Raw genomic sequence first — 15,016 nt, forward strand, 5'->3', positions numbered from 1 at the left:
GTGACTAATCATTAAAAGCTGCTAACTTTTTGTGATTGCGCGGGAGTTTGTTCTGCTTTTTCACTTCTTCTAAATAGAGTTCCACTACTTCCTTGCCAAAGGCTTTTACGGCTGGTGGATTAGGGCGGTCAAGGAATTCTATAAAGCGCGGTATAGGCAGGTAATCCCAAGCGAGTACTCGGGCAAGGTAAGTTTTCAAGTGAGTTAAGTCTTCACCACGAGCAATTGCCTGACAAATATATTCATACGCCAAATCACGTGAGGGGCGTTTTTCAAAGAGCAAACACGCGCCTATATACAGCCAACCGCTGTGGCGCACACGCAGGTCATAACGCAAAACAGCTTCCAAAGGCAAAGTCATATCGCGCACTTGGTCTGCCTCATTCATCGTTGCCCAGAGCGCTATGTAAGCACATAATATCGCATCGGGATAATGTGGGTTGAGGCTTAGTTTATACTCTGCCTCTTGAGCCGAAGTGCATTCTCCTTCATTGGTATTGTAATAGTTGTAAAGGGCAGGACGGCTTTTCTTATTCTTGTATTTGTAATAATGATTGCAGTGATAGGTGAACTCTTCGCCTACTTCACCATTGGCATAAGTTCTTTTCTCCCAACCGTATTTGATATAAAAAGGTTTTACCACGCTAAGGATATTCTTTGCCTGAGTATTTTCAAATACTTTGAACTCCTCATCGGGGTGTTTTAGGCGGGTGATTTGCGTCCATAGCGGTAGAAGTGCTTCGTTTAATTGTATTTTATCAGTAACACCTAAGTAATACTGAATAGCAGGAGCATAGTCGCCTTTGAGTTGTTGGGCTTTTTCTTTGGCTGCTGCCGAAACCTCCCAAAAGAGCAGGCGGTTGCAGGCGACAATCAGGTCATCGAAGTCGGGGGCTTTGCCTTGGGCTTCGTATTGCAAGAGTTTATCCACCAACACTTCTGCCTCTATATAGAAAGGTTCGTGTGTAGGGGTAGAAAGGAAAGGCAAGGTGTCTTTCTCTTTGAGCTTTTGGAGTGTACGTGCTATTTTATTAAAGAGATAAGGGAAAGTCTGCTGTGCTTGATTGGCAGCTATGTGCATCACTCTTGGTTTGTCGAGTTTGTCGGCTTGTGTATATTTATGTTCTTTGTAGAGTTTTTGAATTTCTTTCCATTCCTTGTCGGGATCATATACAAGGGGGGTAGGGCTTTGGTTACTCCAAGAGTCTAAAAATAAGTATAGTAGAGGCATCGTCCCTACAAACCACTCTCGAGCGAGAAGCTGTTTGAGGTAAGGTTTTATCTGCTCAGCATAATCCGCGGGGATTTGGTCTTGCAAGCGCACGAGAGCATCAAAGAAAACATCAATAGTAGCGGCTGTTTTCTCGCGGATACAATCACCAATGAGGAAGAGGGTTTCATTAGGGGTTAGGGGATAGATGATAGGGGTTAAGGTGCGAGCCGCACAGGCAGTTTTGGAGTTCTCGGACGAGGCTGACCTGTCGGACAAGTCGGACGGGGCGGATGATTCCGATGGACTTAGAGTTGCAAGGAGGTCTTGAGCTTTGCCTTTTAGGTAATCGCGGTAAAGTGCGATGACTTCGGGGAGACCTTCTTGGTTGAAATAGGTGGTGAGTAGTTCAGCTACAGCTTCTTGTAGTTTTACATCGGGTTGGGTGAAGAGTACTGCCAATTGTTCGCGATAGCTGACATCGGTAGGAGGGTGTTTTTTGAACTCCTTTGCCAAAATCTCTACTCCTTGAAAGAGTGCTTTAGGTTGTTTCTCTACGGTAAAGGCGAGCGGGAATTGTTGCATAAAGCTCTCAAAATCAAACTGTGGCGCATTGGCAATAGAGACGATGTATTCCATAACGGTCTTTACCACACTGCCTACTCCAGTGCCTAAAACGGCAAAGAGCGTTTGTTGATGAGCCAAAAGTTCCTCTTGGGTAGGGGCAAGCCATTTGAGCAAACGGCAGTGCCAATCGAGGTGGGGTTTCTTCCATTGGTTGAGCAATGATTCTAAAAGCTGCCCTACAAAACTACGGGGGATTTGGTAGCCATAATGCACCAATAATTCAAATACATCGTCCCAATAGGTAGTTACCTTAGCCGAACCCAAATAATTGGTCTTGCGCAGGGTATCATCGCTTTCCCATTTGGAAAGGTCGAGCACTTTAGCCTCAATACGATAGAGCTGTAGGAGTACTTTTTCAATGGCTTCGGGGTATTGGAAGAGGAATTGGGCATCGGCAGTTACCGAGCGGTTATCCATTTGATCCACTTCTAATAAGTTTCTGACGAAGCGCTCTTCGTCAAAGGGAATCCAGCCTTTTTTGTAGAAATACCATTGAAAGCCAAAGGAGAGTCCGTTAATCTCTTTGGTATAGCATTTTTTAAGCACATTTTTGATATAAGCATCAGGAGGAAATTGCTCGTAATAGTCTATGACGGGCTGTATATAGCGAGAGCGGAAGAGCCTATAAGGGTTTTCTTGATAAGGTTCGCCTATATAATTCTTTCTATCCATCATCACTTTAGCAATGTCGTTTTCCTCACGTACCATAGTGATAAGAGCGTAGTAAAAAGCTTGAGATACCAGATGGTTATGGTAATAAGTGTCTTTTTGTGCAACGTTCTTTCTCGGGAAATCTTTTTTTGAATAGGGGTCTAATACCCTAATAGCTGCTATAGTTTCATAACGCTCACTATCGGTAAGCTGACTTGTTATATTTAAAATAGCTGAGAAATCGCCTTCAGCAATGGCGGTGATGAGTGCTTGATTCATTTTTGTTTTTGATTTTTTATTATTGAATTTGATTATTTATTTGATATGGCAAACATAGTAAGCAGGGGCACTGCATCTTATCCTTGAAAACGTTTATAGAGAATACTTTCCTTTTCGCTACTACCTCTCTCGAGGATTTCTTTGCGGAAACGTGTAGCTACTGTTTTGTTGAAAAATCCTGCTTCTTTAAATATTTCCAAAGCATCTTCCTCTAAGGCTTCCGACCATTTGTAGCTGTAATAGCCTGCGGCATAACCTCCACTGAAAATATGAGAGAAAGCAGGAGAAATAGACATCACATCAATAGGCGGATAGAGTTGTGTTGCTTTGGTAACTGTCTGTTCAAAAGTGCGAACATTTTCAAGACGTTCTAAATGAGGATAGGTATGCCACTCCATATCTAAGAATCCAAAATTTAACTGACGCACATTCAAAATGCCTTTCATAAAGTCTTCAACAGCTTTTACTTTCTTCACCCATTCTATAGGCAGAGGTTCCCCCGTTTGGTAATGAGTGGCAAAAAGGCGCAAAGTTTCTTCTTCATAACACCAATTTTCCATCAGCTGACTGGGGAGTTCCACAAAATCGCGGGCTACATTGGTACCACTGAGCGAGGGATAGGTTACCTTGGAAAGCATTCCGTGAAGAGCGTGTCCAAACTCGTGAAAGAGAGTCGTTAGCTCGTTGAATGTGAGCAAAGAAGGAGCGGTATCTGTTGGGCGGGTGAAGTTGCACACTATAGAGATGTGCGGACGGGAATCGTTACCCTGTTCATCTCTATACTGCTCCTTGTACGAGGTCATCCACGCCCCATTGCGTTTGCCTGCACGAGGGAAAAAATCGGTGTAGAAAAGGGCGAGAAAATTGCCGTTTTCATCGGTTACTTTGTAAGTTTGTACTTCGGGGTGGTATTTTTCTACCTCATCGGTAAGGGTGAAGTGCAAGCCGTAAAGCTTATGTGCCACCGCAAACATTCCTTCCACTGCCTTATCTAATGTCAAATAAGGTTTGAGGATCGAATCGTCTATTTGGTAGCGCTCTTGTTTAAGTTTTTCGGCATAATAAGCAAAATCCCACTGCTGAAAATCGATGAGACCAGAGAAGGTTTTGAGCTCTTCTAATTCCTTAATAGCTTGAGGTTTATCTTTTGCTAACTGTTCGTTGAGGAAAGCTATCACCTTTTCGGGGGTTTCCGCCATACGCTCTTCCAAAGCAAAGGTAGCATAATTAGGGTAGCCCAACAAAGAGGCGCGCGCTTGTCGCAATTGGGCGATACGCAATACATTGTCTTCATTGTTATAGGCACTCTCTCCTGCACAACGACTGTGATAATCAGTAAAGAGTTTCTGACGCAAGTCACGGTTATCAGCATATTTCATTACCGCAGTATATACGGGCAAGTCGAGGGTAATGACCCAGCCTTGTACATTGCGTTTTTTAGCTTCTTGTGCGAGCATCTCAAGGACAAAATCAGGTAGCCCACTCAGTTGTTCCTTATCGGTAATCACCCATTGGTAATGTTGGGTCTCTGCCAATGCATTCTCAGAGAATTTCAATTTTAGGGTAGCCAACTGCTTGTCAATCTCACGCAAACGCCCCTTATCATTGGGTGATAAGTTAGCCCCATTACGGGTAAAACTTTTGTAAGTTTTTTCAAGGAGAGTCTGTTGTTCTGCAGTGAGTGATAGGTTTTCGCGCTGGTCATATACTGTTTTTACTCGCTTGAAAAGAGCTTCATTCAGGCGGATATCATTGCCGTAGTCAGTAAGCAGGGGCGAGATGCGTCGGGCTTCAGCTTGCAGGGCGTCATTGGTCTCGGCACTGTTGAGGTTGAAGAACATAGCTGTAAGTCGGTCGAGCGCCAAGCCTGTGTAAGCCAAGGCTTCTATTGTATTTTTAAAAGTAGCGGGGTCAGGATTTTGTGTAATACTATTGATTTGAGCAAGGCTTTCGGCGATAGCTTTCTCAATAGCTGGTAGATAGTCAGTAGGAGTAAAGCGCGAAAATGGCGCTGATTCATAAGGAGTATAAAACATAAAATTGTCTTTTTAGTATGAGAGTGCAAATATAGCTTTTTACATACATAAAACAAAAAAACTGCTTGATTTCTCAAACAGTTTTTCTATTTTCTAATACCTGACACCTGATACCTAGTTATCTTGCATCGCAAATACTGATTTCAACAAAGGAGTAGTACGCGCTGCTACATTGGTGCGTATTTCTTTTTCTTTGTCGCCTACTTTCACGAACAAACCATTGATAGCTTGTTGTGTAACATATTTGGTGAGATTTGCCTCAACGGGTTTCACCAGTGGAATTTGGTTGTATTTATTGATGATATTTTCCCAAACTTTATCAGCTCCTACTTCGCTAAGTGATGATTGGATTTTAGGAGCAAAAGCACTTTCCAATGAGCTGTAAGTAGTATTTTTCAAATAGGTAGTGGCGGCAGTATTATCACCTTTGAGGATGTTCATCGCATCGGTAAAGGTCATATTTTGTATAGCTGAAAGGAAAATAGGTTTCGCCTGACTCACCGCATTTTCTGCAGCTTCGTTCAGCACTTTAAGCCCTTGATCTGCCAAAGAGCCCAAGCCGATAGAACGCAAGGTTTTATCTACTTTTTGGAGTTCTTCGGGCAAAAGGATGCGCACCGCTTGGTCTTTAAAATAACCACCGTTCTTGCTCAATAGGTCTACCCCACTACTCACACCCAATTCGAGCGCTTGCTTGAGACCGCTGGCTACGTTAAAACCGCTGCCACCTTGTGAAGTATTATTCAATACTTGTTGCAATTCGTTGCAACTGTTCAACGATAGAGAGCCCATAGCTAAGAGCCCTAAAAACATTAGTTTTTTCATAGATTCTTATTATTATTTGATGTGATTCCTCTTTCTTCAGTGTAGAGTGCATAGAATGTAGCAAACATAAAAGGCAAAGAAAAAATAAGCCCAATGCCAAAAAATAAAGCACCCAATATAGTTATAATCCCTCCCACTAATCCTGAGAGAAAAACTGTGCCAAAATTGAGCCTTACACGCTCAACACTATCTCCTACAGCTTGTTCAAATGACTGATTTTCAAAAATAATTATAGGTATTACAAAGGTTAATATAAGAGAAATAAAAATATTGAAAAGTGTACTCAATATAGGAAGTTCAAAAAAATTCATCAAAAGGGAAAGCAATGAGGTAGCCACTGTAAGTAAGGCAGCATAGGTTAGCAAGCGCCTCGTGTATGGTGAGTTATAGTGTACAAAGAAATAATCAAGTGAGGCAGGTTCTCCTTGATCTACTTTCCTAAAATTCTCATAGAACCCTGCTACCAATGGTGTTATGGCACAGATGATAAAGATGCCTAATAGTTTCATTTTCACTTTTACAATAATCCTTTGCGTATCTGATTGATAATCATAAGAATTTCTTATTGTTTCAGTAAATTCACCTATTCCTGCTCCTAAAGCCAAAGGTAAGAAAAATACATATAATATAGTTACGACTATAAGGAGGAGTAAAGCTCCCAAGATAAGGGTTGCGAGGCTACTCTTATAGAGATTGCCTGCGCGGCTTAAAACATTGGATACTGACATAATATAAAATATTTTAATTTGTTACTTATTTGTTACTTGTCGCTTGATAGATACTAAAAATACCTGCTAACAAATAGGAATAAGTAACTGTTACTCCTATCCCAAAGGCAAAAAGCCCTATCAATAAGCATACCATTCCAAAGGCGGTAACGATAAGGGCTGTAAAAGGTGCTCTCATTATCCGTTGGTAACTATGTCCCATTGCTCTGAAAAGCGATTTTCCTTCCAATACGATAATAGGAACAGTGAGTACAAACACTAAGGATATGATAGTGGTAAGCGCTAAGCCTAAAGCGGCTGTTCCTATAACGATAGCACCTACTGAAACTAAGGTTTTTAAGCACATTTGCAAAATCACGTGTCCTAAAATATCATTGGTTTCACGCACGTGATAGTAAGCAAAAAGGTTGCGGAAGGAAGGGCGGCTACCAGCTATCACCTCGGCGTAATTTTTATAAACTCCCGCTGTGAAAGGGGTAATAATTCCATCGATTAGCAAGCAGAAAAACCAAAATTTTATCAGGAAATGAGGTTGATTTACATAAGCAGTCAATCTTTCGGGGTTTTTGCTGAGTTCTACGATTCCCTCAATAGGCATTCCCCAAATGGTGGTGAGTAGCAAAGCGTATATAGTGAAAACCACCACAAAGAGGAGAAGAGCTCCCAAGAGGTGTATACCAAAAGTAGCTTGTACTAATCTCAATGCATTGATGAATATATTCGATAATTTCATAACGTTAAATTAAAACGATTGTGCGAGCACGAAATTCCGACGGATGAGCTGTTCATCCATTCCTGCCGCAAAGTGTTGTTTGTGATATTTTATAAGGTATATATGTCGTACGTAGTATTTTACTTTGCTGTAGAACAATGCGGTAGGGTCTACTTCGCCCGTGATATAGATAGGCACTTGCTCGGTATCGATATCTAATTGTTCGATAGAAAAGAGGATGTAGTAGAGAAAATCTTCAATAGTTTCATAACTGAAGCGATTGAAATAGTAGAGTTTTTTATTTCTGAAGACTACAAAGTAGAAAGAGCCTACTTCGGCGTAAATATACATTACTTCCAAAGCGTGTGAGGAGTAATGTTTGAGGAACATTTTGAGCAGTGAGGTAGCGAAATGCTGATAGTCGAACCTGCCATAATAGGAGAGTAAAGCATTGTTTACAAGGATGTTAGGCACGTAAGCATTTACTGTTTCGACAGAGAGAATCTTATCGATTTCCACAGTTTCGGGGGCGACATTGTTTATATCAATGCTGTACTTAAGATAGTCCAACATCTCGTCCTTACCGCCGTACAGAGATTGTGGGATAAGGGCAAAAAGAGAAGTGTTGTGCAAAACCCTGATGGTGGTAAAATCTTGGCGTAGGTCTTCTTCACTTTGGATGACACGTTCTACTTGCTCGTTTATTTCTTCCTGAGTTTTATAGCTAAAATTCACAGGAAAATTGTAGATAGATTCCACGCAGGTAAGCACAGGGTTAAACACACAAAAAGAAAGTCCATCCAAGTTGATTTGAATGGACAATTCCTTGAAATACGTTTCTAATTGTTTATTGTTTTGCGATTTTTGCGTCATAAGAAGTTGGCCAGTTACCATTTACGGTGATTTCTGTTAGTGAACCTACTTGGATATTAGGACCTCTTACATCTTCTACTGAAGTTTTTTGAACTTCTTTAGCTACTAAATCTTTGTCTAAACCTTCTAGTATATCTTTTTTAGGCACATAAACTTGGAAGACTGATGATTTTACACCGTTTTTATCGGTAATTTCACCTGTTTCCATTTTAAATTTACCTGATTTCACACCTTTGAAAGTAGGTAAATCACCCATAGTTTTGTAACGAGTATCGTTTTTAAACAACGAATCTTTTACTGATACATATCCTAAGGTATCAATACGCACTCCTTGACGCATTACGTCAATGTTAAAACCTTTGTCGAACTCTACCCAGCTGGTATCGCGTTGAGAAGTGATAGTAAAACGTGCATTTTCTACAAACTTAGTAAGTTCGTCGAAATTTTTAGCGTAAACACCATTAATTTTTAAATAAGCATCTTGAACATTGCGAATGTCCTTCAACTTTTTGATCACCTCAGTGTAGCGATTTTCCTTAATTTTGTTAAATTCAATAGGACCTGTGATAGATCTGTAAATTAGGAAGCAGAACACGAATCCTAATAGATAAAATGCAATTTGTAAGATTTTTTTCATCGTTTTAATATTATATTAAATAAATTTTTTTGACTGGCATAGCGCAAAACTACAATCTTTTTTTGAAACTAAAAAATTATTTTAACTTTTTTTTATATTTTTGTGCGCTCAATACTTTTTACAATGGACGAAAAATCCTTTCTCAACGCTCTCTTTCAGGCGTTTAAACATACCCCTACCCCTTCACAAGAAGTTGCTTTGCAAATGCTCACCAACTATCTTTTTGATGCTAATGCCTCTGAAAAAATATTCTTGTTGAAAGGATTTGCAGGTACTGGAAAAACCTCTATCACGCGCTGCCTTATCGCTACACTTCCTCTGATTCACCACCAAGCGGTACTTTTAGCACCGACGGGTAGGGCAGCTAAAGTGATGTCGCATTTCGCTAAAAAACAGGCGTTCACTATCCATAAGTACCTTTACTACACCACAACAATGGGCACTGAAATATCCTTCAAACTGCGTGCCAATAAACACTACAATACCTTATTTATAGTAGATGAGGCATCGATGCTCGCCGATATAGACGACCTGATGCGCTTTGTCTACTCGGGCAAAAATTGCAAGTTGTTACTTATAGGCGATACTGCCCAGCTACCACCTGTGGGTACTGAGGTGAGTCCGGCATTGAGTGTGAGTCATTTAGAATATCAATATAACAAAGAGGTGCTCTCCACTACCCTCACTGAGGTGCTACGACAAAAAAACAAATCGGGGATTTTGCGCAATGCTACCCGCCTGCGCAAAACGCTTTTCGGACAAGCTAAATCACCCGATTTTCTGTTCAACCTCAAAAGTCCTGATGTAACCCGACTCACGGGTAGCGAGGATATTGCCGATGCTATTAACGAGAGTTATGAACTTTACGGAAGTGAGGAAACCGCTATTATTGTGCGCTCTAACAAGCGTGCTGTAGGGTGGAATGCCTATATACGCCGCACTATTTTGGATATAGAAGATGAAATAGCTGCTGGTGACCTACTAATGGTCGTGAAAAACAATTATTTTTGGTATAAAAACAACCCCGAAGTGAGTTTTATTGCCAATGGCGATATCATAGAGGTGCTTCATATCTATAGTTTTTACGAAGAATACGGTTTTAGATTTGCTGAAGTTTCTGCACAACTCATCGATTACCCTAACCAACCGCCTTTTGATACTGTAATTCTCCTCAACACCCTCTACAGCGAAGCGCCTGCCCTTACGCCTGCTGAAAACCAACAACTCTACGAAGAAGTGCTCGCCGATTATTACGATGAACCTTCATCATACAAAAAACATCAACAACTGAAAGAAAATCCGTACTTCAATGCTTTACAAGTGAAATTCTCCTACGCTATTACCTGTCATAAAAGTCAAGGTGGACAATGGGATGTTATTTTCATTGAAAAGCCCTACTTACCTGAAGATTACGTAATTGACGAAAGTTACTACAGCTGGCTGTATACTGCTCTTACCCGCGCCAAACAACAAGTATATTTGATAGGATTTCCTGATACAGACTTTAATTGACAATTGATAATTTTGCATCATAAAGAAAAGCCCCCACTTCGCTGAAGTGAGGGCAAAATAGTTCTAATACTAAAACTTACATACCTAACTATGAGCCCTTGCTGGCTTTACCTGTTGCTTGAATAACAGCGGCTTGTGTAGGGCATACACCGTTGATTTTATCACCTATACCTACATAGCGCACTTCGCACTGAGGATAAGGTGCGAGTACCTCGCTGATGAAAGCGTGAAACTCCACATCATTCCACTCAAAATGGTGGTCGTCGTGGCGGATAGCGTTCTGAGGGTCATCAAAATAATACTTGTTGAATCTGCTATCGGGGGTGGTGATAATCATTTTGTGAAAAGGGATTTGCAAACATCTTTCTACCAAAGTCTTAGCATCGGCAGGAGTGTTGTGTTCAATCACTTCGGTAAGGAGGATATTCACCGGTTTTTGGTATGCAAAATCATCTAAACTGCGCAGGAACACAAGGTTGTCAGTCTCCATTTTGTAAGAAAGACTTTTGGCATACTCGGCTACAGCAGGGTCTATATCGGTTGCAAAATAAGGGTGGTTATAGCTGTAGTTCTTACGCATAAAACGACGATAATACTTCAGTTCACCACAGCCTATATCCAAAATAGGAAAGTCGAAACCAAACTCCTTCACCGCAAACTCCATACGGCTACCGTGAGTATCGGTAAATTGGAACTCAATGTCGAGTCCTTTAGCTTTGAAATACGCCTCGAAAGCAGGTTTAATTTCATTGAGTTGGCGTTCGCTTTTCACAGCACGTTTGATAAAGAGATAGAACACAAAATAAGGCACATCGTCTATATTGGTGAGGATACGCGCGTATTTCTGTGCAAAAAAGTCGTCGATATAAGTATATTCGCCGTATTCATTGGTAATATGCGTAATCACAGCTATAAAGCTGAGCAAGTTGAGCGCCTCAAAAATGGTTTTTCCTTCTATTTTAAGGGCTACATTATTACCGATAAGAGGTGTGATTTGGCAATTTTTGAAATAACGTTCCATTAAAAAACGTCCGCCACTGTACCAAGAAGAATTGATATAGAGGTTTTTCACTTCAATAGTACACGGCTGGTTATCCACTTCACTGCGCTTTTTGCCCAACCATTTGATTTCCTGTTCGAAATAAGATTCTTTTTCCTGCAATTGGTCTTTGAAAAATTCGTTGCAACAATGCAAGATTACCAAAGGCGAACAATAGCTTTGGAAATCAATTTGGTTGCTCTCTTCAGGTAGATAACTGTAACGAGTATCTTGAAAAACTACATCGTACTGATGCGTATTTACTGCATTACCTATGAGTTGCCCATTGCGAAGGGATTTGGCATAGATACCAAAATCGGTGTTAGGGTTTTTATTGAGAACATCCAATAAGTGAGGATTGTTGGAACGTATTTGTATAATCATAATCTACCAATTTACTAATGAAAGCACAAAAGTAAGAACAAATTGGCTAATTCACAAATTATTCTTACTTTTGCACCTGAATATTAAAATGATAAATAAAATGGCAGACACTCAACAACTCACTCCCGAACAATATGAACTCTTCAAAAACGCTGAAAAACGCCTTAAACAAAAGAGACTTTTGTACATTCACTTCTTTGTAATGGTTTTAGGCTGTATATTTTTTGCTGTTGCCAATAAAGTATTAGGTTATGGGGTAGACTATAACTGGTATATTTGGGCAAGCCTTATTTGGCTTTTCTTCTGGCTATGGCACGCAATGAACGTGTTCATTTTCAATCGATTTTTAGGTAAACAATGGCAAGAAAAACAACGCGAACGACTCATTGCTGCCCAACAGAAAAAACTCATTAAAATGGAAGCTGCTGTGGAAAAAGAATTCGCCACACAAAAAGAACAAGCACAACGCGAATTATCAGTTGAACAAACTGCACAAAGTTCTACTTCCAACACAAATCCTACAGTGTAAATTCTATGATTACTCTTATAGCTGCCGCCGATGAGCACAATGCTTTAGGTAAAGGAAGCGATTTGCTTTGGCATTTGCCTGAAGATTTCAAACATTTCAAACGCCTCACTACAGGGCATTGTATTATTATGGGGCGGAAGACGTTTGAGACTTTTCCTAAACCCTTGCCTAATCGCACCCATATAGTGATTACACGCCAAAAAGACTATGCTAAAGAGGGGATTATAGTAGTCAATTCCTTAGAGGAAGCTATTGAAAAAGCGCTTGCCTTAGACCCCACTCCTTATGTGATAGGAGGGGGTGAAATCTACGCTCAAGCATTGCCTCTTGCCGATGTGATAGAGCTCACTCGTGTAGACCATATTTTCCCAGAAGCTGATGTGTTTTTCCCTGAATTTAATACTGAAGAATGGGAGTTAGTAAGCTCTGAACCCTTTGAAAAAGACGAAAGACACGCTTATAATTTTACTTTTGAGAAATACTTAAAAAGATAAGAGGTAAGAGGTAAGAAAAATAAAAAAAGCTGTCTAAATAGACAGCTTTTTTAATATTATAAAGGTTTTGTTTTGTAGGGGCATTTGCAAAACGCCCCTACAATATACCTAAAAACTGAGTGTTACTCCTGCTAAATAATTCGCTTCGGCAGCAGGAATATACACCATTCCCCAACCATTATCGCCGTAAGGAGTGTATTTGGTGTTGAAAATGTTATTACCCATTACCGAAAACAACACTGATTTGAAAGTGCTTTTAGGCTTCCATTCGTATTGCAAACTGAGGTTATTCACAAAATAAGCATCGAGTTTGGCTTCATCACGTTCGGTGTTATCTACATATTGTGCACCCACATATTTAGAAATCAACCCTATTTGAAAGCCATCAATAGGCATAAAAGTAATGGTATTACCGAGCACTACATCAGGAGAATAGGAAATGCGGGTGTCGCCCCAACTAATAGTGCGAGTGGCTACATCAGCATCTTGACTCTTATAATCTCTGTTTAGATTTTTGCTAAAAGCCAAATTGGGTGACCAGAACCAACGCTCTGAGAGTTTTACCATTGCATCGGCTTCAACTCCTGCACGATAGCTCTTACCCACATTCTCACGGATAGGATAACCAGTGCTGTTGAGTTTCCCTGAAAGCACTAATTGGTCTTGATAAGCCATATAATAACCATTGAGATTCAAACGTACTTTGGGGGTGGTGAGTCGCCAACCGAGTTCTATATCGTTGAGTTTCTCGGCGATAGGTTTTTTAGCATTAGGATCGTCCTGCAAAGCTTCGTAATAACTTTTGTAATCGGAGCGGTTAGGCTCTTTAGTAGCACGTGCATAAGAAACGTAAAGGTCGTTGTGTTCATTCAAAAAGAAGGTAAGACCCGCCTTAGGGTTGAAACTGTTAAGGCTTTCGTCTATCTGATATTTATTCGCCTTATACCCTACGTGACGGAATTGTACATCGGCAAACAAGCTCCATTTAGGGGCAAATTGCCAAGTGAGTTTGCCGTAGCCCGCCGCTTCTTCTTTGGTATTGAGTCCTTCATAACTATAACGATTGCCATACACAAAAGGCGCTTTTTCTGCCCATAGCAAATCTTTGTAATGCGACCCTTCATAACGATTGAGCAATCCTCCAAAGAGCAGTTGCACGCCGTCTTTCTGATAGTTTGCCGAAAAAGTAGTACCCCAGAAATCATTGTTTAATCCTTGTTGGTGAATGATGTATGCTTTTTGTTCCTTGCCAGCCCCGTCGAGTACTTTGGGCAAGCCTACCTTAGAATATTTTTTCTTCTCATAGTTTTCCCAATAACCTTTGCCTTTGGTGTAGTGAAAGGAGAGTTGCGTATGCCACGCCGTATTCCACTGTTGTGTCCAGTGCAGTTGGGCGTGGTCTTGCTGATAGTTATCAGTTTCGTTTTCATAGAAACGTTTGTTACCAGTGGCATCTTTATAGGCTCCCGCAGGATTGTAACGGCGATTACTATTTAAGGTCTCTTTATCTACTCCCAGATAGGTAAGATAGACACTTTGTTTGCCACCAAATACCAATCCTTTGATGAGCGTACCCCCGTGGCTATAAGCGCCTTGTAAGAAGTAAGATTTAAGGTCGGAGGAAGCGCGGTCGCGATATCCATCACTTTTGATTACAGAAAAGCGTCCGCTGAGTTCAAAACGATCGTTGAGCTTTCCGGTGGAAAGTTTAAGGCTGTGTTTGTGAGTATTATAACTGCCATAGAAGTTGGCGAGTTCCCCTGATGCGTGCTCTTGTACGGCATCGGTGAGGACGTTGAGGCTTGCGCCGAAAGCTCCTGCCCCATTAGAAGAAGTACCTACCCCGCGTTGCAATTGTATGCTCTCGGCAGAGGAGGCAAAATCTGAAAGATTGTACCAAAATACCCCTTGAGATTCGGAGTCGTTGAGCGGTACGCCGTTGATAGTTACATTGGTACGGTACAAGTCGCTCCCGCGTACAAACATATTGCTACTGCCAAAGCCCGAACCATCTTCGGAATAGCTTACCACATTAGGCAACTGACCTAACAATAAAGGCAACTGCTGACCGAAATTTTTGGTCTTAATTTCCTCCTTAGAGAGATTAGAAAAGGTTACGGGAAGTTTTTTGGTAGCCCTCACCGACGATACTAATACTTCGTCAAGCTGAATAGGCTTAGCTGGAGAGATAATAGAATCCAATGGAGATTCCGCTTGTTGTGCTATTGCTGAGATAGAGATAGCAACAGCTGCGTACAAAAGTACATTTTTCATTAAAAAATAAGGTTCTTTAACAAATAAAAGAGGTGATTATTTGGTGTGTTAATAAAATAAAAAAAGCCTGTTTATGCTACCCAAAAGCAAAAACAAGCTCCATTCGCTTAGTTTCATTCCTTGTACGGGATTATCCGTTCAAGTTCAATGGGTATGATCTCAGCCTGTTACAGCACCCCTTATGAGACGGCGGCAAAAGTACAAAA

At 40.8% G+C, this 15,016-nt stretch carries 12 protein-coding genes; 3 read left to right on the plus strand and 9 right to left on the minus strand.

The features are described 5' to 3' along the window. Positions 1-4 precede the first annotated feature (4 nt). The 7 genes from CGC57_RS04080 to CGC57_RS04110 all read right to left on the minus strand — a co-directional run bounded on the left by CGC57_RS04080 (position 5) and on the right by CGC57_RS04110 (position 8,578). A complete protein-coding gene (locus tag CGC57_RS04080) occupies positions 5-2,767 on the minus strand; it encodes a DUF6493 family protein (RefSeq protein WP_095898072.1) in 2,763 nt (920 codons plus the stop codon). Positions 2,768-2,844: 77 nt separating this feature from the next. After that, positions 2,845-4,803: a M3 family metallopeptidase gene (locus CGC57_RS04085; protein WP_095898073.1), complete on the minus strand. Its 1,959-nt coding sequence runs from the start codon at positions 4,801-4,803 to the stop codon at positions 2,845-2,847. A 114-nt stretch (positions 4,804-4,917) separates the two neighbouring features. Then, positions 4,918-5,628: a DUF4197 domain-containing protein gene (locus tag CGC57_RS04090; RefSeq protein WP_095898074.1), complete on the minus strand. Its 711-nt coding sequence runs from the start codon at positions 5,626-5,628 to the stop codon at positions 4,918-4,920. Then, entirely contained in the window at positions 5,625-6,356 is a 732-nt protein-coding gene (locus tag CGC57_RS04095; protein ID WP_095898075.1) for a DUF2189 domain-containing protein, read from the minus strand. The genes CGC57_RS04090 and CGC57_RS04095 overlap by 4 nt, the downstream gene beginning before the upstream one ends. A gap of 25 nt (positions 6,357-6,381) precedes the next feature. After that, entirely contained in the window at positions 6,382-7,089 is a 708-nt protein-coding gene (locus CGC57_RS04100; RefSeq protein WP_095898076.1) for a beta-carotene 15,15'-monooxygenase, read from the minus strand. 9 nt (positions 7,090-7,098) lie between these two features. After that, positions 7,099-7,941 carry a DUF3822 family protein gene (locus tag CGC57_RS04105; RefSeq protein ID WP_095898077.1) on the minus strand — a complete coding sequence of 281 codons (843 nt, stop codon included), beginning with the start codon at positions 7,939-7,941 and terminating at the stop codon, positions 7,099-7,101. Further along, positions 7,916-8,578, minus strand: coding sequence for a hypothetical protein (locus CGC57_RS04110; protein WP_095898078.1), 663 nt, complete (start codon positions 8,576-8,578; stop codon positions 7,916-7,918). Before CGC57_RS04110 ends, CGC57_RS04105 begins: the two co-directional genes overlap by 26 nt. Positions 8,579-8,701: 123 nt before the next feature. On the opposite strand from CGC57_RS04110, the gene CGC57_RS04115 reads away from it, so the two are divergent. Next, positions 8,702-10,090: an ATP-dependent DNA helicase gene (locus CGC57_RS04115; protein ID WP_095898079.1), complete on the plus strand. Its 1,389-nt coding sequence runs from the start codon at positions 8,702-8,704 to the stop codon at positions 10,088-10,090. 88 nt (positions 10,091-10,178) lie between these two features. On the opposite strand, the gene CGC57_RS04120 is transcribed toward CGC57_RS04115, so the two are convergent. Beyond that, entirely contained in the window at positions 10,179-11,513 is a 1,335-nt protein-coding gene (locus CGC57_RS04120) for a class I SAM-dependent methyltransferase (RefSeq protein ID WP_095898080.1), read from the minus strand. A 100-nt stretch (positions 11,514-11,613) separates the two neighbouring features. Here CGC57_RS04120 and CGC57_RS04125 point away from each other — a divergent pair, with 100 nt between their 5' ends. Together CGC57_RS04125 and CGC57_RS04130 are read left to right on the plus strand one after the other, a co-directional pair. Further along, a complete protein-coding gene (locus CGC57_RS04125) occupies positions 11,614-12,042 on the plus strand; it encodes a 2TM domain-containing protein (protein WP_002680634.1) in 429 nt (142 codons plus the stop codon). A gap of 5 nt (positions 12,043-12,047) precedes the next feature. Then, the gene (locus tag CGC57_RS04130; RefSeq protein ID WP_095898081.1) at positions 12,048-12,536 is read left to right on the plus strand and encodes a dihydrofolate reductase; all 489 of its coding nucleotides are present in this window, start codon (positions 12,048-12,050) and stop codon (positions 12,534-12,536) included. Between the two features lie 108 nt (positions 12,537-12,644). Here CGC57_RS04130 and CGC57_RS04135 read toward each other — a convergent pair whose 3' ends face one another. Further along, positions 12,645-14,810, minus strand: a complete 2,166-nt coding sequence (locus CGC57_RS04135; RefSeq protein ID WP_095898082.1) for a TonB-dependent receptor — start codon at positions 14,808-14,810, stop codon at positions 12,645-12,647. Between the last annotated feature and the right edge of the window lie 206 nt (positions 14,811-15,016).

This window comes from Capnocytophaga sputigena (genome assembly GCF_002302495.1).
In the GTDB taxonomy this organism is placed as follows: domain Bacteria; phylum Bacteroidota; class Bacteroidia; order Flavobacteriales; family Flavobacteriaceae; genus Capnocytophaga; species Capnocytophaga sputigena.